Source organism: Flavobacterium terrae (assembly GCF_900142035.1).
Lineage (GTDB): Bacteria > Bacteroidota > Bacteroidia > Flavobacteriales > Flavobacteriaceae > Flavobacterium > Flavobacterium terrae.
Genome location: NZ_FQZI01000003.1, coordinates 32,300 through 56,658, shown reverse-complemented (window position 1 = coordinate 56,658; position 24,359 = coordinate 32,300). Strand labels below are relative to the sequence as shown.

Here is a 24,359-nt window from a genome sequence, read left to right as displayed (position 1 = left end):
GTAACAAATATAAAAAAGAAATCCGTTATACTACAGCATAACGGATTAATATAATTAAGATGATTTTTTTAAACTAAATTATTAGCAACTATATATTCAGCTATTTGAACAGCATTTGTAGCAGCTCCTTTACGCAAATTATCAGCAACAATCCACATATTTAATGTATTAGGCTGACTTTCATCACGACGGATTCTTCCAACAAAAACATCGTCTTTACCTTGAGCATATAATGGCATTGGAAAAGTAAACGTATCAACATTATCTTGAACAGTCACTCCTTGAGTCTGATGCAAAATTTGGCGAATAGTACTCACTTCAAAATCTTTTTCAAATTCTACATTAACTGCTTCACTATGCCCTCCCACAACTGGAATTCTTACAGCTGTAGCAGTAACTGCAATTGTTCTATCATCAAGTATTTTTTGTGTTTCACGCACTAATTTCATTTCCTCTTTAGTGTAATCATTTTCTTCAAAGACATCACATTGAGGAATAGCATTGCGGTGAATTTGATATTTATAAGCCATCTCACCCTTAGCTCCTTGATATTCATTTTCTAATTGTCGAACCGCTTTTACACCTGTACCAGTAATAGATTGATAGGTCGAAACCACCACTCTTTTTATATCAAATTCTTTGTGCAACGGCGCTAAAACCATTACCATTTGAATTGTAGAACAGTTTGGGTTTGCAATAATCTTATCTTCTATTGTCAAAACTGAAGCGTTAATTTCTGGAACTACTAATTTTTTTGTTGGATCCATTCTCCATGCTGAAGAATTATCAATTACAGTAGTACCTACTTCTGCAAATTTTGGAGCCCATTCCTTAGAAGTATCTCCACCAGCTGAAAAAATTGCAATAGCAGGCTTCATATCTATAGCTGTTTGCATTCCTACGACCTTATATTTATTTCCCTTAAATTCAATTTCATTCCCTACAGATCTTTCAGAAGCAACAGGAATTAATTCTGTAATTGGAAAATTTCTTTCTGCTAAAACTTGAAGCATTACTTCACCTACCATACCGGTAGCACCTACTACGGCTACTTTCATCTTAAATGTGTGTGTTTAAATTTTGACTCCACAAAAGTAATTAATATTTGCATTATAAATACGTAATTACAAAATTTAACAAATTGTTATAAAAATAAATTTTAATAAAATAAATAACTAATAAACAATAAGTTAACATAAATCGAAAATATCAACTGATGATTTACAAAATAATAACTTAAGCATAAACATAAGAAAATTCTTATTTGTATATTTTTGTCCCTATTAAACTAAAAACTATGAAAAAAATTTTATTTACTTTACTGGGTATAAGCATATCCACAATGCTATTTGCTCAAACCACATTGATTAATGCTGGATCAAGTTGGAAATATCTTGACAACGGGTCAAATCAAGGAACAACATGGAAATCAACTACAATAAATGAAACAGGTTGGTTACAAGGCAACGCACAATTAGGATATGGTGATGGAGACGAAACAACTGTAGTAAGTTACGGTTCTAGCTCATCTAACAAATATGTTACAACTTATTTTAGAAAAACATTCTCAATCACCAACGCTTCACAATATTTAAATTACACTCTAAAAGTAAAAAGAGATGACGGAGTAGCTGTCTATGTGAACGGAAATGAAGTATACAGAAATAATCTAGCAGCAAATGCCACTTATACTACTTTAGCTTCACTAGCAAGTGATGATGGTAGTACATTTCAAACTACAACTTTGCCAGCAAATACTTTTGTAACAGGAAACAATACAATCGCAGTAGAAATACATCAAAACGCAGGAAATAGTTCTGACATTAGCTTTGATCTTGAATTAATTGGAAATACTTCTGCTCCTGCTTCAACTACGCAAAAACACATTCGTTGGGGTACAACTAAAAATCCTTTAGAAGGACTTACTATTTCTTGGACAAACTCAACTTCTGCAACCACTGATCAAATTAAATGGGGTTATACAACATCTTACGAAAAAGGAACAAGTAATGTGTCATCTAGAGCTGGATATTCATCTTCTACGAACAAATTTTTTAGTTTTACATTTCCAGGTGTTTTAAACGCTAACTCAACTATTTATTATTCTCTATACGATTCCGTTTCGGGTGTATGGAGTGCTCAAAAAACATATACAACGACACCAGCACTAAATACTAATACATTCACTTTTGCGGCTATAGGTGATAGTAGAACAAATGTTAATGTTTGGAATAACATATCAACTTTAACAAACAATAGAAATCCAGCTTTTGTTGTTTTTAACGGAGATATTGTCGATACTGGCAGCTCTGCATCTCAATGGAATTCATGGTTTGACAATGGAACAAATTTAGTAAGTAATAAACTAATACTACACGCACAAGGGAATCATGATGTGGCTTCAGCATCTTATTATCAAAATATTTTTGACTTACCAAAAAACAATACTGCCCAAACTGAATTATATTATTCTGTAGAATATGGAGAAGCCGTTTTTATTTGTTTAAATTCTGAAACTCCTGGAGATGTTAATCAATACAATTGGCTAAAATCAACATTAGCAGCAAATTCTAATAAAAAATGGAAGATTATTTCTTTCCATAAACCATTTTACACCGTGGGACCTCACGCTGGAGAAATGAATTCGTATTGGAACACTTGGTTTAAAGCTTTTGATGATTATGGTGTTGATTTAATTTTAACAGGTCATGATCACATGTATGAAAGATTCAAGCCTATTAATAGAAATGTAAGTACAACAAATTCTGTTGCAAATTATGGAAGTTTGCCAACAGAAGGAAGATGTCAAGTTGTTTGTGGTGGAGCTGGCGCTCCATTATACACAGCAGGAAGTTCATCACTTTTACAAACTTTTAAATCTGATTACCATTATGTTATTTTTGATGTAACTGCTACTTCTCTTTGCGGAAAAGTATACGATGATACAAATGTGATGATTGATAATTTTTGTATTGACAAGCCTTATTTAAATACAAAACAACAGAAACAAATTTTTTATCCAATTAAAGTATATCCAAACCCTATAAAAGAGACATTTAAAGTCGAATACAGTTCACCTAATACTGGCAATGCAATAATAAAAATCTATGATATTAAAGGAAATTTAGTATTGACAGATAAGGCTGAAAAAACTAAAACTGATTTTACTTATCAGTATACAGGATCAGCATTACAAAAAGGAATTTATGTTTTTGAAATACAAATAGACAATCAAAAAGACAGTTCAATCATAGTTCGTGAATAATTACAGCAAAAAGATAGTAGAAAAATGTGCCAGAATAGGAGTTTTTGGCACATTTCTGGGACATGGCATTCTAGCCCTTGGAATTAATCCAAAATGGATACCATTAATTACATGCTTTGGTTTTTCGGAAGAACAAGCCATAACAATAATGCCTTACATAGGGATATTAGATATTATTGTAGCATTCTTTGTTTTAATTTTTCCTATTAGAATTGTAGTATTTTGGGCTTTCTTTTGGGCATTTATAACAGCTTTAAGTCGTCCTATTTCAGGTATGGAATTTATTGAATTCATCGAAAGGTCTGCCAACTGGAGTTTACCATTAGTTTTACTCATCACATTAGGAATTCCTAACACTTTAAAAAGCTGGTTCATATTTGAAGAAACAAAAAAGGAGAGTTAAAACTCTCCTTTTTCTATTATTTTTTTAATAAATCCCTAATTTGTGTTAGCAATTCTTCTTGAGTTGGCCCTGCTGGTGGAGCTACTGGCTCAGGCTTTTTCATCTTATTTATAGCTTTAATAATCAAAAACATAACAAAAGCTACAATGATAAAGTCAATTAGAGCTGTTAAAAATGCTCCCCATTGAATCGCTACTTCAGCAACTGCTGGTGAAGTAACTGTACCTGAGGCATCTTTAACTTCAGCGACTGCATCAACTATAACTACTTTTTTATCATTTAAGTCAATACCTCCCATTAATAGACCAACAACAGGAGCAAACATTTTCTCGACAAAAGCAGTTACTACTTTACCAAATGCTCCCCCCATAACAAAAGCAATTGCCATATCGACTAAATTGCCTTTCATTGCAAACTCTTTAAACTCAGATAAAAATCCCATAATTTTGTTTTTTAGTTAATTTTAGTTACTAATAAAAGCTAATTTAACATTTTATTCAGAAAAAACAAATTGTGCAAATTATTCTCTATAAAAAACTCTTTTAACTCTTTCAGAAATACTCGTAAGGATTTCATAAGGAATAGTTTTGATACCTTTTGCAATAGTAACAACAGATGGATCTTTTCCAAAAATAATTACTGAAGTTCCTTCGGTACAATTAATCCCTGTAACATCAACCATCAACATGTCCATACATATACTTCCTATGATTGGAGCTTGTTGGTTATTTACAACTACATATCCTACTCCATTTCCCCATGCTCTTGAAATACCATCAGCATAGCCAATGGGAATCGTAGCAACTTTAGTTTTTCCCTCAGCCATAAATCTTCTGCTGTAGCCTACGCTTTCACCTTCATGTATTTCTCTAATTTGTGAAATGACTGATTTTAGCGTTCCTACGTTTTCTAGAAGATGTATTTCATCCTCATCATTTGAAACACCATATAGTCCAATTCCTAACCTTACCATATCATATTGCGCTTCTGGATAATTACTAATACCAGAAGTATTACATATATGACGGATAGGATTTATTTTTAACTCTTTCATTAGAAATGAAGAATCTTTTTCAAAATCTGAAATTTGTTTTAATGTAAACTCATTATGTGAAAGTACATCACTTGAAGCTAAATGAGATAAAATACTCTTAACTTTTATAGAAGTTAACCCTTTCAAAATAGAAACTAATTCAGGCAAAATCTCGGTATCAAAACCTAAACGATTCATACCTGTATTGATTTTGACATGAATAGGATAGTTAGTTAATTCTTTTTGATCAGCTATCTTTAAAAAAGCTTTCAATTGCCTAATACTATAAATTTCAGGTTCTAAATTGTACTGAATCATAGAACTAAAGCTTGTCATTTCTGGATTCAAGACCATAATGGGCAAGTCAATCCCTGCTTTTCTTAATTCAATTCCTTCATCAGCAAACGCTACGCCTAAATAATCTACTTTATGATGTGCTAATAACCTCGCAATTTCATAGCTTCCGCTACCATAGCCAAAAGCTTTAACCATAACCATTACTTTGGTTTTAGGCTTCAGTTTTGATTTAAAATAGTTTAAATTATGACTTATGGAATTCAGGTTAATCTCTAAAACTGTCTCGTGTGTTTTTTCTTCTAGTAATGAAACAATATTTTCAAATTCAAATTGTCTTGAACCTTTAATGAGAATAGTTTCATTATCAAAATCTAAACTTTCAAATGCTTTAATAAAATCCTTAGTTGATTGAAATGAAATAGAGTTTAAAAATTTGTGTTTAAACTTTACAACTGTATCACCTATACATATTACTCTTTTAATTTTATACGAAATAATTAACTGAGAAACACGAGCGTACAGTTCATCATCTGACAAACCAGACTGAAATATATCTGATAATATCAGTGTTCTTTTTTTATGTTGTTTTTGATGTTCAAGAAAATCTAAAGCAATTTTAAGTGACTGAAAATCTGAACTATAACTATCATCAATTAAAGTACAATTATTGATTCCGTTTTTGACTTTTAAACGCATTTCTACAGGGAAAAGTTCAGAAACTCTAGATTGAATTATCTCATCATTGTAACCCATATACAACATTGTTAAAACACAATGCATACAGTTTTCTAAAGAAGCATCATCAGTAAACGGAATCGAAATTGAAAAGCATAAATTTTTATAGGTTATATTCAGTACTGAGTGATTGTCAAAAGATTTTTTTTGGTAATAAACATCAGCACTGCGATCTTGGGAGCTCCAAGTAAAAGTTTTTATCTCTGATTTTAAAAATGCCTCAATTGTTTTATTTTTATGAAGTATTAAAACTTCAACATCTGAGAACAGCTTTAACTTTTCTTTTATTTTTTGAGAAATATCTACAAAACCTTCATCGTGTGCAGAACCAATATTGGTTAAAATTCCAATAGTCGGCTGAATGACTTTTTGCAATCGAACCATTTCTCCAATTGTCGAAATTCCTGCTTCAAAAATTCCAAGATTATGATGCTCATTTATTGCAATTACAGATAATGGCACTCCTACTTGTGAGTTATAACTCTTAGGACTTCTTATAATATTGTAATCAGGACTTAATAAAAAATTAAGCCATTCTTTAACTATTGTCTTCCCGTTACTCCCTGTAACTCCTATCACTGGAAAAGAAAATAGAGCTCTGTAATATGAAGCAAAATTTTGTAAAGCAAAAAGTGTGTTGTCAACAACTAAAAAATTTGCTTTATCATTGATGTTGTCTGGAATATAATTTACGACAAAGTTATTTACACCTTTATCAATCAAATCATTAATGTAAATATGAGCATCATGATTAGGCCCTACTAGGGCAAAAAACAACGTTTTATTATTATTTTGTTGCGATCGGCTATCGATTGAAACATTTTCTATAATTTCATCTACTAACTCAATAGTAGCTTTAGCTTCTATAACAGGAATAATATTTTGTATTGGAATACTCAACTCTTTTATTTTCTTTTTTGTTGTTTTTCTTCTTCTAATTTTTTCATGGCATTGTAGTATGCTGCACGGCTTAAAGGCTCATATTCCTCGGTTTCACCTAATAGAACTAAGTTTTCATTCTGTGTTTTTCTAAAACTATAATTGGCCAAATTTCCTGTTCTGGTACATACCGCGTGCACTTTGGTAACATATTCGGCAGTTGCCATAAGAGCTGGCATAGGTCCAAAAGGGTTGCCTTTAAAATCCATATCTAAACCTGCCACAATTACTCTAATTCCTGAATTAGCCAAGTCATTACAAATAGAAACTATCTCGTCATCAAAAAACTGAGCTTCATCAATACCTACCACATCACAACCTTGCGCTAATATTCTAATATTTGCTGCAGCGGGAACTGGAGTAGATCGTATTTCATTTTTATTATGAGAAACTACCATCTCGTCGTCATATCGAGTATCTATAGATGGTTTAAAGATTTCTACCTTTTGTTTAGCAAATTGAGCCCTTTTTAGTCTGCGTATTAATTCTTCTGTTTTACCAGAAAACATTGACCCACAGATTACTTCAATCCAGCCAAATTGTTCTTTATGGTTTACTGTATTTTCAAGAAACATTTTTTATTTTTATAACGATAAAAAAGAATAGTTTTTATTACTTTGTAACAGAACAAATTTATTAAAAAACAAACGCTTTAGTTACTATAATAATAAAAGTTATAAATAATTTTAAAGTCACATCAAATAATATCTGTAACCAAATGAAAAAGAAATTAGAAGCCGAATTAATTAGCATTGCCCACCGAATCTTAAAAATGAAAAATAAAGATGACGTTAAGGAATTGCATCATGAAGCGCAAAAATTATATGAAAAATTATCGGTTTTATTATTTGTTGAAGAAAATTTTGATGAGGTTAAGCCAACTATTGGACTACATGACATTGAAGCAAAATTGGAAAAAGCATTTGATTTTGACGAAAAAATAGTTGTTGCTGAGATTAAAGAAGATGAAAATCACGAATTATCTGTTGAAACTAAAACTGATGTAAAACCTATAGAAGAAACTTCTGTAGAAGAAGAAATTCTACAAGAAGAAACTCCTACTGAAGAGGTAAAAGCTGAAGAAGAAGTTATAGAAACTCAAGAAGAAATTGCAGTGGAAACACAACAAGAAACAGTAATCGAACCTGAGGCTATTACTGAAGTTAAAGCAAAAAATGAAGCTGTAATTGAAGAAGCCCCAAAAACTGATAAAAAACAAATTTCATTTGAAGAATTATTAGGAGGTATTCAACCAGAACCTATTTTTGAGCGTATAGATAAAGTACAAGCAAAAAAAGAAACTGAAATCAAACCTGAGCCAGTTCTTGAAACTGCTTTTGAAGATAAAAGTACCGCTTCTAAAAAAGAACCTAAACCTGCCGCTAACTTAAATGACAAACTAATCAAAGGCTTCAATATTGGGTTAAACGATAGAATTGCTTTTGAAAAAAACCTTTTTGGCGGAAGCAGTGAAGACTTAAATCGTGTTATTTCTCAATTAAACACCTTAGACAGTTTAGAAGATGCTAAAAACTTTATCGATGAAATGGTAAAACCAGATTATAACAACTGGGAAGGTAAAGACGAATTTGTGTCTCGATTTATGGAACTTGTTGAAGGTAAATTTGCGTAAATGGGTAAATTATACATTGTCCCTACTCCTATTGGAAACCTCGAAGACATGACTTTTAGAGCCATTAAAGTCCTTAAAGAAGTTGATTTAATTCTTGCTGAGGATACTCGCAATAGCGGAAAGTTATTAAAACACTTCGAAATTGCTACACACATGCAAAGTCATCACATGCATAACGAACATAAAACTGTTGAAGGTCTTATTAAACGTTTACAAGCTGGTGAAACTATTGCTTTAATTAGTGATGCGGGAACTCCAGCAATTTCTGATCCTGGATTTTTATTGACTCGTGCATGTGTCGAAAATGGAATTGATGTAGAATGTTTACCAGGAGCTACAGCCTTTGTTCCAGCACTTGTAAACAGCGGATTACCTAACGATAAGTTTGTTTTTGAAGGTTTTCTACCTGATAAAAAAGGTCGCCAAACTCGTTATTTATCTTTAGCTGAAGAAACACGTACTATGATTTTATATGTTTCTCCTCATAAATTGGTTAAGACACTTGGTGAATTTGTACAATACTTTGGTGCCGATAGACAAGTTTCTGTTTCTAGAGAATTATCAAAACTACATGAAGAAACCGTTCGTGGTACCGCAGATGAGGTTTTAAAACACTTCGAAGCAAAACCTCCTAAAGGAGAAATTGTGATATGTGTGGCAGGGAAGTCTTCAAAATAAAAATAAGCTTCCAATATTCAATTATAAAATGAAATATTATACTTTACATATTAAAGATTCAGGTGCTATTGAAGATTATGATGAAAAAATAATTAATGGTCAAAAAACACATATTTGTAAAATATACGATGATGTAGAATTTAATTCATTAAATGATATTCTTCATACAACTGATGAATACGTAGTAAATGAAAAAACTTTAAAACTGTTTCAGAAAAGTAATATTATTCCATATGACTTATTTCCTGCCATTGTGAAAAGAAAAGAAAAAATTCTTGGACCAATAAAGACTACAAAATCATATGAATACTTTAAAGTTTCATTACTTGAACCTAAAGATTTAGTTTGCTATAATTGGATTAATTTCAATAAAAGTGAAATAAAAGTTTTAAAAGATGGTATTGAAGTTTGTAATTTATCATCTCATGAAGAATTATTTATTTACATTGAAGAAAACAAAAAAATTTCAAAACAAATAAATGAGATTCATTCATTAAAAATTTCAGACAAAGAAAAAAGAGAAAAAACTAAAAATCTTAAGACGTTTTTTTTTGAGACAAAATCTATAACTTTTAATAACAATTTTGATTCTTCAATTGATATGTTTAAAATTCCTTTTTATTCATGGGGAACTTATGTTTCTGAAAGATTTATGAATTTATTGTTAGAAAATAAAATTAGTGATATTGGTTTTGCGGTTAGTCAAAAAGAATTAGGTAATGTTTGGAAACCTTATTTCCCAATAATAAAATTTGAATAATTTCTAAAAGTATTAGCCAATTTAAAAGATAATTGATTAAAAAACAAAATATGAAACATCTTCTAAATAATCCTTCCTTTCAAGATGTAATCGCTTTCATTGACGAAAACTACCACTTCACTCCTACCAGTTTTAAAAACGGGAATCAGTACAATGAAGCAGGTCAAAACAATGGTTCTTGCAAAGTGTTTTCTTTTGCAAAATTGAATAATCTATCCAAAGAGGAAACACTGTTACTTTTTTGTGAGCATTACCAAGATGTCTTAAAAACACCCGAAGCAACGGATCATCAAAATATTCGCAACTTCATGCAGTTTGGTTGGGACGGAATTATATTTGATGGCGAAGCTTTACAATCAATCTAATTGTAGGTTTACAAATTCAAAACTTTTACCACTAAACAATCCTTTATCAGATAATTTAAGGTCTGGAATTACTAATAAAGCCATGAATGATAAAGTCATAAATGGAGCTTTTAAGCCACTGCCTAACTGTTTTGCCATTTCATCAATTTCTTGGTATAATTTTCCGGCAGTCCATCCGTCTTGATCGCTCATAATTCCAGCAACAGGTAAAGCTAATGATTTAAATTGGTTACCATTCACCGCGCAAACTCCTCCTCTATTTTCAATCAAAACATTTACAGCCTTGCAAATCTCTTCATCAGAAGTTCCTACAACTACAATATTGTGACAATCATGAGCAACAGAACTGGCAATAGCTCCGTGTTTTAAACCAAAATTTTTAATAAATGCTACAGCTGGTTTTTCATTACTGTATCTATTAACTACAGCCATTTTCAACACATCATTTTCAACATCAGACACTAATTTTCCTGAACTTTTTAATGATTTACAATGAATTTCGTTGGTTATCAATTGGCCTTCTAATGCTTCAATTACTCGAATGTTTTGAGCAGTACTTACAACTTCAAAATCGGAAGCACTTTTCTTTTCAGTATTAAAGTTGTTGGGTGTTTCAAAAGAAATTTTTTCTACCAACGATTTTCCATTATCGGCAACTAAAATTCCATCAATAAAGGTTTTCTTTACTTTGAAATCTACTAAGTCTTCTACAACAATAAAATCGGCCGCATCATTTTCTTTCAATAATCCTACATTCATATTATAGTGGTGAACTGGATTTACACAAGCCACTTGAAGCACTTTAAACAAATCCATTCCTTTGGCAATTGCTCTTGCACACAATGCATTAATATGACTTACAATTAAATCATCGGGATGTTTATCGTCAGAACAGAACATCATGTTTTCATAATATTCTGGCAATAAATCAATCAAAGAATTAAAGTTTTTAGCTGCACTTCCTTCACGAATGATTACTTTCATACCTAAGTCTAATTTTTCCTTAGCTTCTTCATACGTAAAACACTCATGATCGGTAGTAATTCCTGCGGAAATATATTTTTTTATTGGTTCTCCTCTTAATCCAGGTGCGTGACCATCAACAGGTTTATTAAAATGCTTTGCCCAAGCAATCTTCTTCAATACTTCTTCATCATCAAATAAAACACCCGGATAATTCATCATTTCGGCTAGATAATGAATATCTGGCGAAGCCAATAACTCTTTAATATCTTCAGAATCTATAACAGCCCCAGCCGTTTCAAAAGAAGTTGCGGGCACGCATGAAGGTGCGCCAAAATGGAATTTTAAAGGAACTTGTTTGCTGTTTTCAATCATGTAATAAACACCTTCCTTACCTAAAACATTAGCAATTTCATGAGGATCAGAAATGGTTCCTACTGTACCATGAAGCACTGCCAATCTTGCAAATTCTGAAGGAACAAGCATCGAACTTTCGATATGAATATGAGCATCTATAAAACCCGGTAATATATATGATTTGGTGTCATGATTTTTTTCAATGATACTTACAATTTTACCATTTTCAACAGTGATTTCACCAGAGTAAATTCTTTTGTTTTTGATATCAACAATTTGACCTTGAATTTGCATTTCTATTTTTTTTAGCCTTCAAATGTAACTATTTTTGATTGTTTTGTTATTATTTCTTTTAGCTATACAAACGTTTTTTACTAAATTCGTACTCTTTATAATATACCTCAAATAGTCATAATTAAATGCGTTGGAATTTAAAATCTAAACCAGATAATCAAAAAATAAAAACTTTACAAAACGCATTACAAATAGATGAAATTGTAGCTACATTACTTCTTCAAAGAGGCATAGAATCCTATGAAGATGCTAAAACATTTTTTAGACCAACACTAGATGATTTGCATGATCCATTTCTAATGAAGGATATGGATAAAGCCGTTAAACGAATTCTAACTGCAATTGAAAATCAAGAAAACATATTGGTTTTTGGAGATTATGACGTAGATGGGACAACTGCTGTTTCTTTAGTTTCAAGTTATTTAAAAAGCTTTTATCCAAACGTTGCAACTTATATTCCTGATAGATATAATGAGGGTTATGGAATTTCTTATATCGGAATTGACTTTGCAGATGATAATGATTTCTCCTTAATTATAGCTCTGGACTGCGGAATTAAATCCATTGAACATATTGACTACGCTAAACAAAAAGGAATCGACTTCATCATCTGTGACCACCATAGACCTGGCGATACTGTTCCAAATGCAGTTGCTGTTCTTGATCCTAAACAAGAAGATTGCAATTATCCTTATAAAGAATTATGTGGTTGTGGTGTAGGTTTCAAATTAATACAAGCTTTAGCTTCTACAAAAAATCAATCTGTTGATGATTTAGTTCCTTACCTTGATTTAGTAGCTACTGCTATTGCAGCTGATATTGTTCCTATTACAGGTGAAAACAGGGTTTTAGCAAAATTTGGTTTAGAAGTAATCAATTCAAACCCAAGAGCAGGAATAAAAGCATTGATAAAAAACGTAAAAAAGGCAACATTATCTATTACCGATGTAGTATTTATTATCGCTCCACGTATAAATGCCGCTGGAAGAATTAAACACGGAAATTATGCTGTTGAATTACTTACTGAATTTGATTTAAGTCAAGTAATTCAATTTGCTGCAGAAATAGAAACTTTTAATGCTGATAGAAAAAATTTGGATAAGCAAATTACAAAAGAAGCCTTATCACAAATTATTGACAATAATGAAGAAGATAGATTTTCAACAGTAGTATATCAAGAAGATTGGCACAAAGGTGTTATTGGTATCGTAGCTTCTAGATTAGTCGAAAACTATTATCGCCCAACAATAGTCTTCACAAAAAGCGGTGAAAAACTAGCTGCTTCTGCTCGATCTGTTAAAGATTTTGACATTTACAATGCCTTAGAAGCATGTGCAGAACATCTAGAACAATTTGGAGGTCATATGTATGCGGCAGGTATGACAATAAAAGAAGAAAATCTACAAGCGTTCAAGCAAGCTTTTGAAGAATTCGTACAAAAAACTATACATCCTGATTTATTAACTCCAGAGATTTCTATTGATTTAGAAATAAATTTTGATGACATAAATCCTAAATTACTTCGAATTTTAAAACAGTTTGAACCTTTTGGGCCAGAAAATATGACACCCATTTTTCTAACTAAAAATGTTTTCGATTCTGGTTATCCAAAACAGTTAGGAAGTGATAATGAACATTTGAGACTATTCGTTAAACAAGAACAGTCTGAAGGATTTGGAACAATTGGTTTTGGACTTGGTAAAAAAATTGAAATAGCAAGAGACAGAAAACCTTTTGATTTAGTTTACTCTATTGAAGAAAATGAGTGGAACGGAAATACAACTATCCAACTTCAAATGAGAGATTTAAAAGCTTAGAAAAATGAATGAAATAGTAAAAAAAGATCCGTATTCATCTTTAAAAATAATAGAATTTCGTTGGTTTTTAGCCATGAGACTTGCCATAGTTCTTGCATGGTCAATGCAATTTGTATTAATTGAATGGGAAGTATATAGGTTAACTAAAGATCCATTATCGTTGGGTTTAATTGGATTAATGGAAGTAATTCCAGCCATAAGCATGGCTCTATTTGCAGGTCATTTTGTAGACCAAAATGAAAAGCGATCGATGCTTATTAAATGCTTTATAGGTCTAGTATTAATTAGCGGAAGCATGTGCGTGTTAACATACCCAGCTGTTCATGATACTTTATCAAAATCATTAATTGTCAAAGGTTTTTATGCATTAGTTTTTTTAGGTGGCATTATCCGTGCCTTTATTATTCCCTCTATATTTAGTTTACTTGGATTAATTGTTCCTAATAATGAAAAACCAAATGCTGCTGCCTGGAGTAGTTCAACATGGCAAGTGGCTGTAGTTATTGGTCCTGCATTAGCTGGTTTTTTGATAGGTTGGATTAGTGTTTTTGGTTCTATGTGCTTGGTAACCTTTGCAATAATAGTTGGTATCTTCTTTTTAATGCAAATAAAACCGAAACCTATTTTAAATCCAGATTTAGGCGAACCTATTTTTCAAAGTTTAAAACGTGGGATAAATTTTGTTTTTGAAAACAAAACTATTTTAAATGCCATTTCATTAGATATGTTTGCAGTTTTATTTGGAGGAGCCGTTGCGTTACTTCCTATTTTCGCTCAAGATATTCTAAAAGTGGGTTCGGAAGGGTTTGGAATTTTGCGTGCTGCACCAGCAATAGGAGGATTAATAACCATGGTTGTAGCAACGCATTTTGACTTAAATCATCAAGCAGGAAGAAAATTACTATTTGCTGTGTTTGGTTTCGGAATTTGTATTATCATTTTTGGATTATCAACTAACTTTTGGATTTCAGTAATTGCCTTATTTATGAGTGGTGTGACTGATGGAATTTCGGTAGTAATTCGTTCAACAATTTTACAATTGTATACGCCTGACAATATGCGTGGTCGTGTATCTTCAGTGAATTCAATATTTGTGGGATCTTCTAACGAATTAGGGGCTTTCGAAAGCGGATTCACTTCTAAATTAATGGGAACAGTAAACGCTGTGGTTTTCGGAGGAATTATGACACTTGTTGTGGTTGGAACTACTGCTTTTGCTTCGCCAAAATTTAGAGACTTGGATATTGATAATAAGTAATTAGTAACGAGTAATTAGTGATAAGTTCTTTCCCGTATTACAAATACTCTTAACTTTTCACTAATCACTTTTCACCAAAAAAACAATACCTTTGTATTTTGCTCAAAATTTATGCAACATACTGACGAAACTATCGAAATCATAGGCGCTCGCGCTCATAATCTTAAAAACATAGATCTTTCTATTCCGCGTGAAAAACTGGTGGTTATCACAGGTTTATCAGGTTCAGGAAAATCATCCTTGGCTTTTGACACTATTTATGCCGAAGGTCAGCGTCGTTACATCGAAACGTTTTCTGCGTATGCGCGTCAGTTTTTAGGTGGCTTAGAACGTCCGGATGTTGATAAAATCGACGGACTTTCTCCAGTAATTGCTATTGAGCAAAAAACAACCAGCAAAAGTCCTCGCTCAACCGTTGGAACCATAACTGAAATTTACGATTTCCTTCGTTTATTGTTTGCGCGTGCTGCCGATGCATACAGTTACAATACGGGTGAGAAAATGGTTTCGTATTCTGATGAGCAAATCAAAGATTTAATTATCGAGAATTTCAAAGACAAGCGAATTAATATTCTGGCTCCTGTTATTCGTGCACGTAAAGGACATTATGCCGAATTGTTCCAACAAATTGCCAAGCAAGGTTTTTTAAAGGTTAGAGTCAATGGTGAAGTTCAAGATATTGTTGTTGGAATGAAACTCGATCGCTACAAAACGCATGATATCGAAATTGTGATTGATCGTTTAGCCATAGATAGTTCAGAAGATAGTGAAAAACGTCTTACTGAAAGCATCAAAACAGCTATGTATCATGGTGAAAATGTATTGATGATTTTAGATCAAGATACAAACGAAGTACGCTACTTCAGTCGTAATTTAATGTGTCCTTCAACAGGTATTTCGTATCAAAATCCAGAACCCAATTTATTTTCGTTCAATTCGCCAAAAGGGGCTTGTGACAATTGCAACGGATTAGGAACTGTCAATGAAATTAATCTTCAAAAAATTATTCCTGATCCTAAAGTTTCCATCAAAAATGGTGGAATTGTGGCCATTGGCGAATACAAATCATCATGGATTTTCAAACAGTTAGAAACTATTGGTGAAAAATTTGGTTTCAAGTTAACTGATCCAATCGAAAAGATTTCTGCCGAAGCCATGGATATGATTTTAAATGGTGGTAACGAAAAGTTTGCCGTTAGTTCAAAAGCTGCTGGTGTAACCAAAGAATATAAAATTGAATTTGAAGGAATTGCCAATTTCATCAAAACCCAACACGATGAAACCGAATCGACTTCGATAAAGCGTTGGGCAAAAGATTTTATGGATGAAGTAGATTGTCCTGTTTGTGGGGGATCACGCTTAAAAAAAGAAGCATTATACTTTAAAATCAATGAAAAAAACATTCAAGAATTATCGAATACCGATGTTTCTGATTTGAGTATTTGGTTTAATGAATTAGAAAATAATTTAACCGAAAAGCAAAAGGTTATTGCCAGTGAAGTTGTTAAAGAAATCAAAGCTCGCCTTCAATTTTTAGTTGATGTAGGGTTGAATTACCTTTCGTTAAGCCGAAATTCAAAATCACTTTCGGGTGGAGAAGCCCAACGTATTCGCTTGGCTACGCAAATTGGTTCGCAATTGGTTGGTGTGCTTTATATTTTGGACGAACCTAGTATTGGTTTACATCAAAGAGACAACGAGCGATTAATCAAATCACTGGAAAGTCTACGAGATATCGGAAACTCCGTTTTAGTAGTAGAACACGATAAAGATATGATTGAACGTGCTGATCACGTGATTGATATTGGACCTAAAGCAGGTAAGTATGGAGGCCAAATAATTAGTCAAGGAACACCTAAAGCTTTACTTCAAGAAAACACTATTACTGCTCAGTTTATGAGTGGTAAAATGAAAATTGAAATTCCTAAAAAACGTCGCGAAGGAAACGGAAAAACGATGAAAATTTCGGGTGCTACTGGAAATAACTTAAAAAATGTTTCGGCAGAATTTCCTTTAGGAAAATTAATCTGTGTGACGGGAGTTTCAGGTTCAGGGAAATCAACTCTGATTAACGAAACCCTCTATCCTATTTTGAACCAACATTTCTTCAACGCGGTAAAAAAACCACAGCCCTATAAAAAAATTGAAGGCTTAGAACATATCGATAAGGTAATTGATATCGATCAGAGTCCTATTGGACGTACACCAAGATCAAATCCTGCTACTTATACCGAAGTTTTCTCGGAAATAAGAAGTTTGTTTACTCAAACACCAGAGGCGCAAATTCGTGGTTACAAACCAGGTCGCTTTAGTTTTAATGTGGCTGGTGGTCGCTGTGAAACTTGTGAAGGAAGTGGTGTGAGAACTATCGAGATGAGTTTCTTACCTGATGTCTATGTAGAATGTGAAACGTGTCAAGGGAAACGTTTTAATAGAGAAACTTTAGAGATTCGCTACAAAGGAAAATCAATTTCGGATGTATTGAATATGACCGTTGACGAAGGTGTGGAATTTTTTGAAAATATCCCTAAAATACACCGAAAAATAAAAACCATACAAGATGTAGGTTTAGGTTATATTACTTTGGGACAACAAAGCACTACCCTTTCTGGTGGTGAAGCGCAACGTATTAAACTAGCGACTGAACTTTCTAAAAAAGACACCGGAAATACATTTTACATCATGGACGAACCTACCACAGGTTTGCATTTTGAAGATATTCGTGTGTTAATGGATGTGATTAACAAGCTGGTTGACAAAGGAAATACAGTCTTGATTATCGAACACAACATGGATGTAATCAAACTTGCCGATTATATCATTGATGTAGGATATGAAGGTGGAAAAGGCGGTGGAGAAATCATTGCCAAAGGAACTCCTGAGGAATTAATTAAAAATAAAAAGAGCTATACCGCTCAATTTCTAAAAAAAGAACTATTTTAGTCGGCTGATTTTTTTAAGCCTAAGCGGAATTGAAAACGTCAATTCGAGTTTTTTATGTAATAAAAAAGTATCGAGAATAGTTTTCAATTGAATTTTTCTTGTTCTCGATACCATTTTCTACGAAAATCACTCGAACTGACGAAAAATGAATCGCATAAATAAATTTATAAAAAACATATAATAACCTTAGAATAGAATGAAAGAAGAATTTATAAATGAAGACGAAAGAATTCAAGATAAGTTAAAACAAAAAACTTGGAACGAAATAAGAACCAATGACTCGTGGGCGATTTTTAAAATCATGTCTGAGTTTGTAAACGGATATGAAACTATGGCGCGTATTGGTCCATGTGTTTCCATTTTTGGTTCGGCAAGAACAAAACCTGAAGATAAATACTACCAGTTAGCAGAACGAATTGCTTATAAAATTAGTAAAGCTGGATATGGAGTTATTACTGGTGGTGGTCCTGGAATCATGGAAGCTGGTAACAAAGGAGCGCATCGTGGCGAAGGAACTTCTGTTGGCTTAAACATTGAATTACCTTTTGAGCAACACTTTAACCCATATATTGACAAAGATAAAAACCTAAACTTTGATTACTTCTTTGTGCGTAAAGTAATGTTTGTAAAATACTCGCAAGGATTTGTGGTAATGCCAGGAGGCTTTGGAACTTTAGATGAATTGTTTGAAGCGATTACTTTAATTCAAACCAAAAAAATTGGCAAATTCCCTATTATCTTGGTAGGAAGCCAGTTTTGGAAAGGATTGATTGATTGGGTAAAAGAAATCATGATTAATCAAGAAAAGACCGTAAGCCCAGGCGATATGGATTTGATACAAATTGTAGATACCGAAGAAGAAGTGGTTGAAGCCCTTGACAACTTCTACAAAAAATACAATTTATCACCTAACTTTTAAAAATAAAGCCTCCAGAAAACTGGAGGTTTTTTTATATTGAAAACAATTCAAAAATACGTATTGTACTTTTTGTATTGTTTTTCTTATATTAGTCATAAATAAAGAAAACTATAAAATTAACAGTATTCGTACTGTGTTTATTTATAAGTTATCTGCAATGCTAAGCAAACTATTACAGAACATGAAGTTATCACGAGTAGCACTAATAATTTTGATAATTGGAATATTATTAGTTCTAATTGCTCCTTTCCTGTTTACAAGAAACGGAACATTAGAATTTACGACAACAGGGCAAATTGGTGATACTATTGGCGGGACAACTGCACCAATTACAAGTTTGATTGGTTCAATATTAGTTTATTTAGCACTGAAAGCGCAAATACGTGCAAATGAAATCATTCAAGAACAAATAGATGATCAGAAAAAAGATGAAAAAGCAAAAAAGCAATTAACATACATTTCTGATTTATATAAATATTTTCTTCAAACAGTTGAGAGTTTTGAATATGATAAAGCAAAAGGAAACGGCGGTATTATAAAATTATCAAGAGAGCTAGCAAATCTTGACAGAAAGTTTGCTCATGATGATTCCTTATATGATAAAGGGAAAATGGCAGAACTAAACGCAATTTTTAGACTGGAAAATTTATTTATTGAACAACTTAACAAAGTAAACATTGATTCGAATGATAAACAATATTTCAATGAACTAATAAAATTTCATTTAGATTCATTCGTGCTTCCTTACATAAATGCCGAATCAGAAAAACCTCAATGTATTTTATGTGGAGAAAATCATAATGGATTTCCTAAGAAATTGGCAGAGCTTGTCCAAAAAATTGAAAGTAATATTAGACTTGAATAAGAAAAACGCACTGTAGGCAACAGAGGTTTAGTTCAATAACTGCATTTACCTTAATTTCACGTTTAATTTCCCTCTTGAAAATCTTATCTTAGCAGGAAATAAATCTTTCACTTAATAACACACTACTCCAAGGGTTCAAATACTATGAGTCAACTTAAAAAAATTATCTAAAAACATGACAACCAAAAAATCTAAACTAGAATCTTTTCTTCCTAAAAAAATTGACACTTTATCAAAAAATGATATTGAAGAAATTGCTATTAAGATTATCGCGAGTTTAGATTTTAAATCTAAAAAACAAATGCAAATTTTAAACTCTATTCCTTTCAATACAAATACTTTTCGTAGAGATTTAAAAGATAAGTTTGTGAGTTTGGAAAGTCTCGAAAATCAAAAACAACATTTAAGAAATGAGCTCTTTGTTGTTGACCAAGAAATAATTTCAAAAAATTATAATAGTAAATTCAGATTCAAACATTTTCTATCAGATAAACAGATCGATGTTAACTCAAATCGACAACTTAAAGAGTTAATCAGAGAATATAAAAAACTAAAAAATCAAGCTAGCTCATAACACCCGCTAAAATTTTTGGCTAACTTTCTATGAAAGAATTTACTACATACAAAGATCAATTTTGCATTTCAACTGACAAGTCTAAATTAGACATTCATTCTATTCATGAGTTTTTATCAACGAAAGCATAATTGGGATGCATTTAAATCATACCGAATAATTGAAGATAATATTTTCCTCGATTTAAATGTAGGAAATCAATTATCATGCGTACTAGGAAATGAAGAAATTGGAGAAGATTCGTATGTAAAAATTATTATGTTAATAGATGATAAAATAAAAAGAACCAGACTATAACATCGGCTTTTAAGAAATTGGGGGTGGTGTTTTTTTAGAATGTTTAATACTTGTATTTCTTATTTAAAAAAGAAGTTTTTTCTTATATTCTTTTCAATATATTTGCTTCAAACAATATCAAAAATTTGTCTTAACAAGACCTTTAAACATTGGTTTAAATTTAAACAACAATTACAATGCGATTATCCTTCACTACATTATTATTATTTATCTGCACATTTACTTTTGGACAAAATTACAAATCTACTATTGCTGAAGCTAGTGCTTTTTACGACAACAAGCAATATAAAGAATCTGTAGAAAAGTATAAAGAAGCCTTTAAAATTGAACAAAAAAGCGGAAGTGATTTTTATAATGCAGGTTGTTCTGCAGCGTTATTAGGAGAAAACAAATTAGCTTTTACATGGTTACATCTAGCTATAAAAAATGGTTGGTCTAATATTACACATTTAAAAAAAGATACAGACTTAACATCATTACATACAGACAAGAATTGGAACAAACTCGTTTCTGAACTTCAATCTATAATTGATAAAAAAGAAGCAAACTATGACAAACCATTGCAAGCTAAGTTATTAGCAATATTTGAAGACGACCAACCAATTAGACAACAATACATTTCTGCTCAGAAAGAATTTGGATATCAGAGCAAACAAGTTGATAGTTTGGGCAAAATTATGATATATAAAGACAGTATTAATCTGATAAAGGTTACTGAAATTTTAGACAAATATGGATGGGTTGGGCCTGACAAAGTTGGAGGTCAAGCCAATCAAACGTTGTTTTTAGTGATTCAACATTCTGATTTAAAAAAGCAACAAAAATATCTTTCTATGATGAGAGATGCTGTTAAAATCAATAATGCAAGTGGAAGTTCATTAGCACTACTTGAAGACAGAATTGCTCTTAGAGAAGGAAAAAGACAAATTTACGGTAGTCAAATTGGTTACGACAATGTAACAAATTCAAATTATGTTTTACCACTTGAAGACCCCGATAATGTTGACAAACGAAGAGCTGATGTGGGACTTGGCTTACTTGCTGACTATGTAAAACGATGGAATATAATTTGGAATGCCAAAGAATATAAAAAGCAACTTCCAGAACTAGAAGAAAAACAAAAGAAAAATTAATAATTTCAATAAATAATAGAACTTCTTAATATTACTCTTGACTAAATAATAAAATTGAAATTAGTATTCAAAATACCTAAAAGGGGTTAATATAAATGTAAGATGATTTTTTTACTGCTTATCAGCAACTAAATACATTGGGTCTTCCATAATATTTACATCAATTATAGCCTCAGCATTTTTAAGTAGTGTTCTACAATCTTGACTTAAATGTCTCAAATGAACTATTTTCCCTTCTTTATGATAACGATGCGTAATTGCATTTAAAGCTTCGATAGCAGACATATCCACTACTCTACTTTCTGCAAAATCAATAATCACTTCCTTTGGATCATTAAAAACATCAAATTTTTCAGCAAAACCGCTTACAGATCCAAAAAACAAAGGTCCATAAATCTCATAATGTTTCACACCGTTTTCATCAATATGCTTTCTTGCTCTTATCCTCTTAGCATTATCCCAGGCAAAAACCAATGCCGATATAATAACACCTACAAAAACTGCAAGGGCTAAGTTGTGAAGAAAAACAGTTATTAACATAACTATAATCATCACAATGATATCTGACTTAGGCATTCGCTTGAAAATTCTTAAGCTAGCCCATTCAAAAGTTCCAATAGCGACCATAATCATAACACCAGTTAATGCAGCAATTGGCAATTTCCCAATTACTGGAGCACCAACTAAAATAATTACTAAAATGGTTAATGCTGCTACAATTCCCGAAAGTCTTGCTCTAGAACCAGCTGAAAGATTTACTAATGTTTGTGCAATCATAGGACATCCTCCCATTCCAAAGAAAAAACCATTTACAAGATTTGCGCTTCCTTGGGCTAAACATTCTCTATTACTATTTCCTTTTGTGGCTGTAATTTCATCAACTAAGTTCAAGGTTAACAAACCTTCTGTTAAACCTACTGCTGCCATAATTAAAGCATATGGAAAAATAATTTGGATTGAGTTAACATTTAAAGGAATATTTGGAATATGAAAAGGTGGTAGGCTACCACTAATAGAAGCTATATCTTCTACTTGTTTAGTATCAATATTGAAAATCATTACTAATCCAAAAACAACTAAAATTGCTATTAACGAAGAAGGTACCACTTTAGTTATTTTAGGAAATAAGACTACTATAGCAATGGTTAGTAACACTAAACCAGTCATAATTAAAAAAGGTGTACCACTTAACCATTCTGGTTGACCATTGATAACAGTTTTAAATTGTTCAATTTGCGACATAAAAATTATTATCGCTAATCCGTTTACAAAACCAAACATAACGGGTTGAGGAACTAATCTTATAAACTTTCCAAGTTTAAATAGCCCAACTAATATTTGAACAACCCCAGCTAATGCTACTGCAGCAAAAACATATTCTATACCGTGTGATTTCATTAAAGCAATTAACACAATAACTGTTGCTCCTGCTCCACCAGATATTAAACCAGGCCTGCCTCCAAAAATTGCAGTAATCAATCCCATTAAAAAAGCTCCATACAAACCTACTAGCGGCGGTAATCCGGCCAAAATTGCAAATGATAAAGATTCTGGTATCATTGTCATCGCTACTGTTAAACCAGCTAAAATTTCAGTTTTATGATTAACTTTTTGAGATAAATCAAATAGGTTGAAAAAATTTTTCATTTAGTTAGTAATAAAGTTTGTGAGTTATTTAATAACAAGGTGTCGAAAATCAATCGATACTTTTTATAAACAGAAAAACGTATAAATTCATTAAATAGTAAGACATTTACTCATCATAACACAAAAATAATGTTTTAAATATGCAATCACTATCTAAAATATACTCATAGAATACTAAGAGCATTAATGAAAAAGCCTGCTTAGATTAGCAGGCTTTTATTTTATATTTAAAGTATAAGGAATTAACCTAAAACTTCTTTTACTTTTTTACCAATTTCAGCTGGAGAATCTACAACGTGAATTCCGTTTTCTCTCATGATACGTTTTTTAGCCTCAGCAGTATCATCAGCACCACCAACAATAGCACCAGCATGGCCCATTGTACGTCCTTTTGGAGCAGTTTCACCAGCGATGAAACCTACAACTGGTTTACGGTTACCATCAGCTTTGATCCATTTTGCAGCATCAGCTTCTAATTGACCTCCAATTTCACCAATCATGATGATACATTCAGTTTCTGGATCATTCATTAATAATTCAACAGCTTCCTTAGTAGTAGTTCCAATGATTGGGTCTCCACCAATTCCAATAGCCGTAGTAATACCAAAACCTTGACGAACTACTTGATCAGCAGCTTCATATGTTAAAGTACCTGATTTAGAAACAATACCTACTTTTCCTTTTTTGAAAACGAAACCTGGCATAATACCAACTTTAGCTTCTTCTGGAGTGATTACACCTGGACAGTTAGGACCTACTAAACGACAATCTTTTTCTTTAATGAAATCGTATGCTTTAATCATATCAGCTACAGGGATACCTTCAGTAATACAAATGATTACTTTGATTCCAGCATCAGCAGCTTCCATGATAGCATCAGCTGCAAATGCAGGTGGTACGAAAATGATTGATGTATCTGCACCAGCTTGAACAACAGCATCTTTTACTGTATTGAAAACTGGACGATCTAAGTGAGTTGTACCACCTTTTCCTGGCGTTACACCACCTACTACGTTTGTTCCGTACTCAATCATTTGAGATGCGTGAAATGTTCCTTCACTTCCTGTGAAACCTTGTACGATAATTTTTGAATCTTTATTTACTAAAACACTCATGATTATGTGTATTGTTTGTTATTTTTTAATATTTGTGATGCAAAAGTAATGAAAAGAGTTTAGATTTTG

The 24,359-nt window shown here is 32.1% G+C and carries 21 protein-coding genes; 14 read left to right on the top strand and 7 right to left on the bottom strand.

The genetic code is table 11. From position 1 onward, the window contains the following. Positions 1-68 precede the first annotated feature (68 nt). Positions 69-1,058, bottom strand: coding sequence for an aspartate-semialdehyde dehydrogenase (locus BUC09_RS08240; protein ID WP_073310511.1), 990 nt, complete (start codon positions 1,056-1,058; stop codon positions 69-71). Positions 1,059-1,297: 239 nt separating this feature from the next. Between BUC09_RS08240 and BUC09_RS08235 the strand changes: the two genes are divergently transcribed. Both BUC09_RS08235 and BUC09_RS08230 read left to right on the top strand, forming a co-directional pair. Continuing rightward, positions 1,298-3,265 (top strand): metallophosphoesterase, encoded by a 1,968-nt coding sequence (locus BUC09_RS08235; RefSeq protein WP_073310510.1) that lies wholly within the window; start codon positions 1,298-1,300, stop codon positions 3,263-3,265. Then, positions 3,258-3,668 carry a hypothetical protein gene (locus BUC09_RS08230; RefSeq protein WP_073310508.1) on the top strand — a complete coding sequence of 137 codons (411 nt, stop codon included), beginning with the start codon at positions 3,258-3,260 and terminating at the stop codon, positions 3,666-3,668. The genes BUC09_RS08235 and BUC09_RS08230 overlap by 8 nt, the downstream gene beginning before the upstream one ends. A 16-nt stretch (positions 3,669-3,684) precedes the next feature. Here the strand turns inward: BUC09_RS08230 and mscL are convergent, their stop codons facing one another. The 3 genes from mscL to BUC09_RS08215 all read right to left on the bottom strand — a co-directional run bounded on the left by mscL (position 3,685) and on the right by BUC09_RS08215 (position 7,247). Continuing rightward, entirely contained in the window at positions 3,685-4,110 is a 426-nt protein-coding gene (gene mscL, locus BUC09_RS08225) for a large conductance mechanosensitive channel protein MscL (RefSeq protein ID WP_073310506.1), read from the bottom strand. 78 nt (positions 4,111-4,188) lie between these two features. Then, positions 4,189-6,633, bottom strand: coding sequence for a bifunctional UDP-N-acetylmuramoyl-tripeptide:D-alanyl-D-alanine ligase/alanine racemase (locus BUC09_RS08220; protein ID WP_073310504.1), 2,445 nt, complete (start codon positions 6,631-6,633; stop codon positions 4,189-4,191). Positions 6,634-6,638: 5 nt separating this feature from the next. Continuing rightward, positions 6,639-7,247 carry a thymidine kinase gene (locus BUC09_RS08215; RefSeq protein WP_073310502.1) on the bottom strand — a complete coding sequence of 203 codons (609 nt, stop codon included), beginning with the start codon at positions 7,245-7,247 and terminating at the stop codon, positions 6,639-6,641. Positions 7,248-7,390: 143 nt separating this feature from the next. Between BUC09_RS08215 and BUC09_RS08210 the strand changes: the two genes are divergently transcribed. The 4 genes from BUC09_RS08210 to BUC09_RS08195 are packed head-to-tail and all read left to right on the top strand — an operon-like array spanning position 7,391 to position 10,108. Continuing rightward, on the top strand, positions 7,391-8,305 hold the full coding sequence (locus BUC09_RS08210; RefSeq protein ID WP_073310500.1) for a hypothetical protein: 915 nt from the start codon (positions 7,391-7,393) through the stop codon (positions 8,303-8,305). Further along, entirely contained in the window at positions 8,306-8,983 is a 678-nt protein-coding gene (rsmI, locus tag BUC09_RS08205; protein WP_073310498.1) for a 16S rRNA (cytidine(1402)-2'-O)-methyltransferase, read from the top strand. A 28-nt stretch (positions 8,984-9,011) separates the two neighbouring features. Further along, complete coding sequence (locus BUC09_RS08200; protein ID WP_073310496.1) at positions 9,012-9,743, top strand: hypothetical protein; 732 nt, start codon at positions 9,012-9,014, stop codon at positions 9,741-9,743. A 50-nt stretch (positions 9,744-9,793) separates the two neighbouring features. Then, positions 9,794-10,108: a HopJ type III effector protein gene (locus BUC09_RS08195; RefSeq protein WP_073310494.1), complete on the top strand. Its 315-nt coding sequence runs from the start codon at positions 9,794-9,796 to the stop codon at positions 10,106-10,108. Here the strand turns inward: BUC09_RS08195 and ade are convergent. Further along, complete coding sequence (gene ade, locus BUC09_RS08190; protein ID WP_073310492.1) at positions 10,100-11,722, bottom strand: adenine deaminase; 1,623 nt, start codon at positions 11,720-11,722, stop codon at positions 10,100-10,102. The two genes, BUC09_RS08195 and ade, sit on opposite strands and share 9 nt — an antisense overlap. Before the next feature lie 125 nt (positions 11,723-11,847). Here ade and recJ point away from each other — a divergent pair, with 125 nt between their 5' ends. The 8 genes from recJ to BUC09_RS08150 all read left to right on the top strand — a co-directional run bounded on the left by recJ (position 11,848) and on the right by BUC09_RS08150 (position 21,528). Beyond that, complete coding sequence (gene recJ, locus BUC09_RS08185) at positions 11,848-13,539, top strand: single-stranded-DNA-specific exonuclease RecJ (protein WP_073310490.1); 1,692 nt, start codon at positions 11,848-11,850, stop codon at positions 13,537-13,539. A gap of 4 nt (positions 13,540-13,543) precedes the next feature. After that, a complete protein-coding gene (locus tag BUC09_RS08180; protein ID WP_073310488.1) occupies positions 13,544-14,797 on the top strand; it encodes an MFS transporter in 1,254 nt (417 codons plus the stop codon). Positions 14,798-14,908: 111 nt separating this feature from the next. Next, the gene (uvrA, locus tag BUC09_RS08175) at positions 14,909-17,740 is read left to right on the top strand and encodes an excinuclease ABC subunit UvrA (protein WP_073310486.1); all 2,832 of its coding nucleotides are present in this window, start codon (positions 14,909-14,911) and stop codon (positions 17,738-17,740) included. A 196-nt stretch (positions 17,741-17,936) separates the two neighbouring features. After that, on the top strand, positions 17,937-18,659 hold the full coding sequence (locus BUC09_RS08170) for an LOG family protein (protein WP_073310484.1): 723 nt from the start codon (positions 17,937-17,939) through the stop codon (positions 18,657-18,659). Positions 18,660-18,840: 181 nt separating this feature from the next. Then, complete coding sequence (locus tag BUC09_RS08165) at positions 18,841-19,524, top strand: hypothetical protein (protein ID WP_073310482.1); 684 nt, start codon at positions 18,841-18,843, stop codon at positions 19,522-19,524. A gap of 175 nt (positions 19,525-19,699) precedes the next feature. After that, positions 19,700-20,098: a hypothetical protein gene (locus tag BUC09_RS08160; RefSeq protein ID WP_073310481.1), complete on the top strand. Its 399-nt coding sequence runs from the start codon at positions 19,700-19,702 to the stop codon at positions 20,096-20,098. Positions 20,099-20,203: 105 nt separating this feature from the next. After that, a complete protein-coding gene (locus BUC09_RS14790) occupies positions 20,204-20,395 on the top strand; it encodes a hypothetical protein (protein ID WP_073310479.1) in 192 nt (63 codons plus the stop codon). 176 nt (positions 20,396-20,571) lie between these two features. Further along, positions 20,572-21,528 carry a DUF6624 domain-containing protein gene (locus tag BUC09_RS08150; RefSeq protein WP_073310477.1) on the top strand — a complete coding sequence of 319 codons (957 nt, stop codon included), beginning with the start codon at positions 20,572-20,574 and terminating at the stop codon, positions 21,526-21,528. A gap of 111 nt (positions 21,529-21,639) precedes the next feature. On the opposite strand, the gene BUC09_RS08145 is transcribed toward BUC09_RS08150, so the two are convergent. Both BUC09_RS08145 and sucD read right to left on the bottom strand, forming a co-directional pair. Next, positions 21,640-23,175 carry a SulP family inorganic anion transporter gene (locus tag BUC09_RS08145; protein WP_073310475.1) on the bottom strand — a complete coding sequence of 512 codons (1,536 nt, stop codon included), beginning with the start codon at positions 23,173-23,175 and terminating at the stop codon, positions 21,640-21,642. 242 nt (positions 23,176-23,417) lie between these two features. Then, positions 23,418-24,290, bottom strand: a complete 873-nt coding sequence (gene sucD, locus BUC09_RS08140) for a succinate--CoA ligase subunit alpha (RefSeq protein ID WP_073310473.1) — start codon at positions 24,288-24,290, stop codon at positions 23,418-23,420. Positions 24,291-24,359: the final 69 nt, after the last annotated feature.

Bases quoted from the DNA above. Each gene is read 5' to 3' on its own strand.
- BUC09_RS08240 (WP_073310511.1), bottom strand. From the start codon at position 1,058: ATGAAAGTAGCCGTAGTAGGTGCTACCGGTATGGTAGGTGAAGTAATG.
- BUC09_RS08235 (WP_073310510.1), top strand. From the start codon at position 1,298: ATGAAAAAAATTTTATTTACTTTACTGGGTATAAGCATATCCACAATG.
- mscL (WP_073310506.1), bottom strand. From the start codon at position 4,110: ATGGGATTTTTATCTGAGTTTAAAGAGTTTGCAATGAAAGGCAATTTA.
- BUC09_RS08215 (WP_073310502.1), bottom strand. From the start codon at position 7,247: ATGTTTCTTGAAAATACAGTAAACCATAAAGAACAATTTGGCTGGATT.
- BUC09_RS08210 (WP_073310500.1), top strand. From the start codon at position 7,391: ATGAAAAAGAAATTAGAAGCCGAATTAATTAGCATTGCCCACCGAATC.
- rsmI (WP_073310498.1), top strand. From the start codon at position 8,306: ATGGGTAAATTATACATTGTCCCTACTCCTATTGGAAACCTCGAAGAC.
- BUC09_RS08200 (WP_073310496.1), top strand. From the start codon at position 9,012: ATGAAATATTATACTTTACATATTAAAGATTCAGGTGCTATTGAAGAT.
- BUC09_RS08195 (WP_073310494.1), top strand. From the start codon at position 9,794: ATGAAACATCTTCTAAATAATCCTTCCTTTCAAGATGTAATCGCTTTC.
- ade (WP_073310492.1), bottom strand. From the start codon at position 11,722: ATGCAAATTCAAGGTCAAATTGTTGATATCAAAAACAAAAGAATTTAC.
- recJ (WP_073310490.1), top strand. From the start codon at position 11,848: ATGCGTTGGAATTTAAAATCTAAACCAGATAATCAAAAAATAAAAACT.
- BUC09_RS08180 (WP_073310488.1), top strand. From the start codon at position 13,544: ATGAATGAAATAGTAAAAAAAGATCCGTATTCATCTTTAAAAATAATA.
- uvrA (WP_073310486.1), top strand. From the start codon at position 14,909: ATGCAACATACTGACGAAACTATCGAAATCATAGGCGCTCGCGCTCAT.
- BUC09_RS08170 (WP_073310484.1), top strand. From the start codon at position 17,937: ATGAAAGAAGAATTTATAAATGAAGACGAAAGAATTCAAGATAAGTTA.
- BUC09_RS08165 (WP_073310482.1), top strand. From the start codon at position 18,841: ATGAAGTTATCACGAGTAGCACTAATAATTTTGATAATTGGAATATTA.
- BUC09_RS08160 (WP_073310481.1), top strand. From the start codon at position 19,700: ATGACAACCAAAAAATCTAAACTAGAATCTTTTCTTCCTAAAAAAATT.
- BUC09_RS14790 (WP_073310479.1), top strand. From the start codon at position 20,204: ATGAGTTTTTATCAACGAAAGCATAATTGGGATGCATTTAAATCATAC.
- BUC09_RS08150 (WP_073310477.1), top strand. From the start codon at position 20,572: ATGCGATTATCCTTCACTACATTATTATTATTTATCTGCACATTTACT.
- BUC09_RS08145 (WP_073310475.1), bottom strand. From the start codon at position 23,175: ATGAAAAATTTTTTCAACCTATTTGATTTATCTCAAAAAGTTAATCAT.
- sucD (WP_073310473.1), bottom strand. From the start codon at position 24,290: ATGAGTGTTTTAGTAAATAAAGATTCAAAAATTATCGTACAAGGTTTC.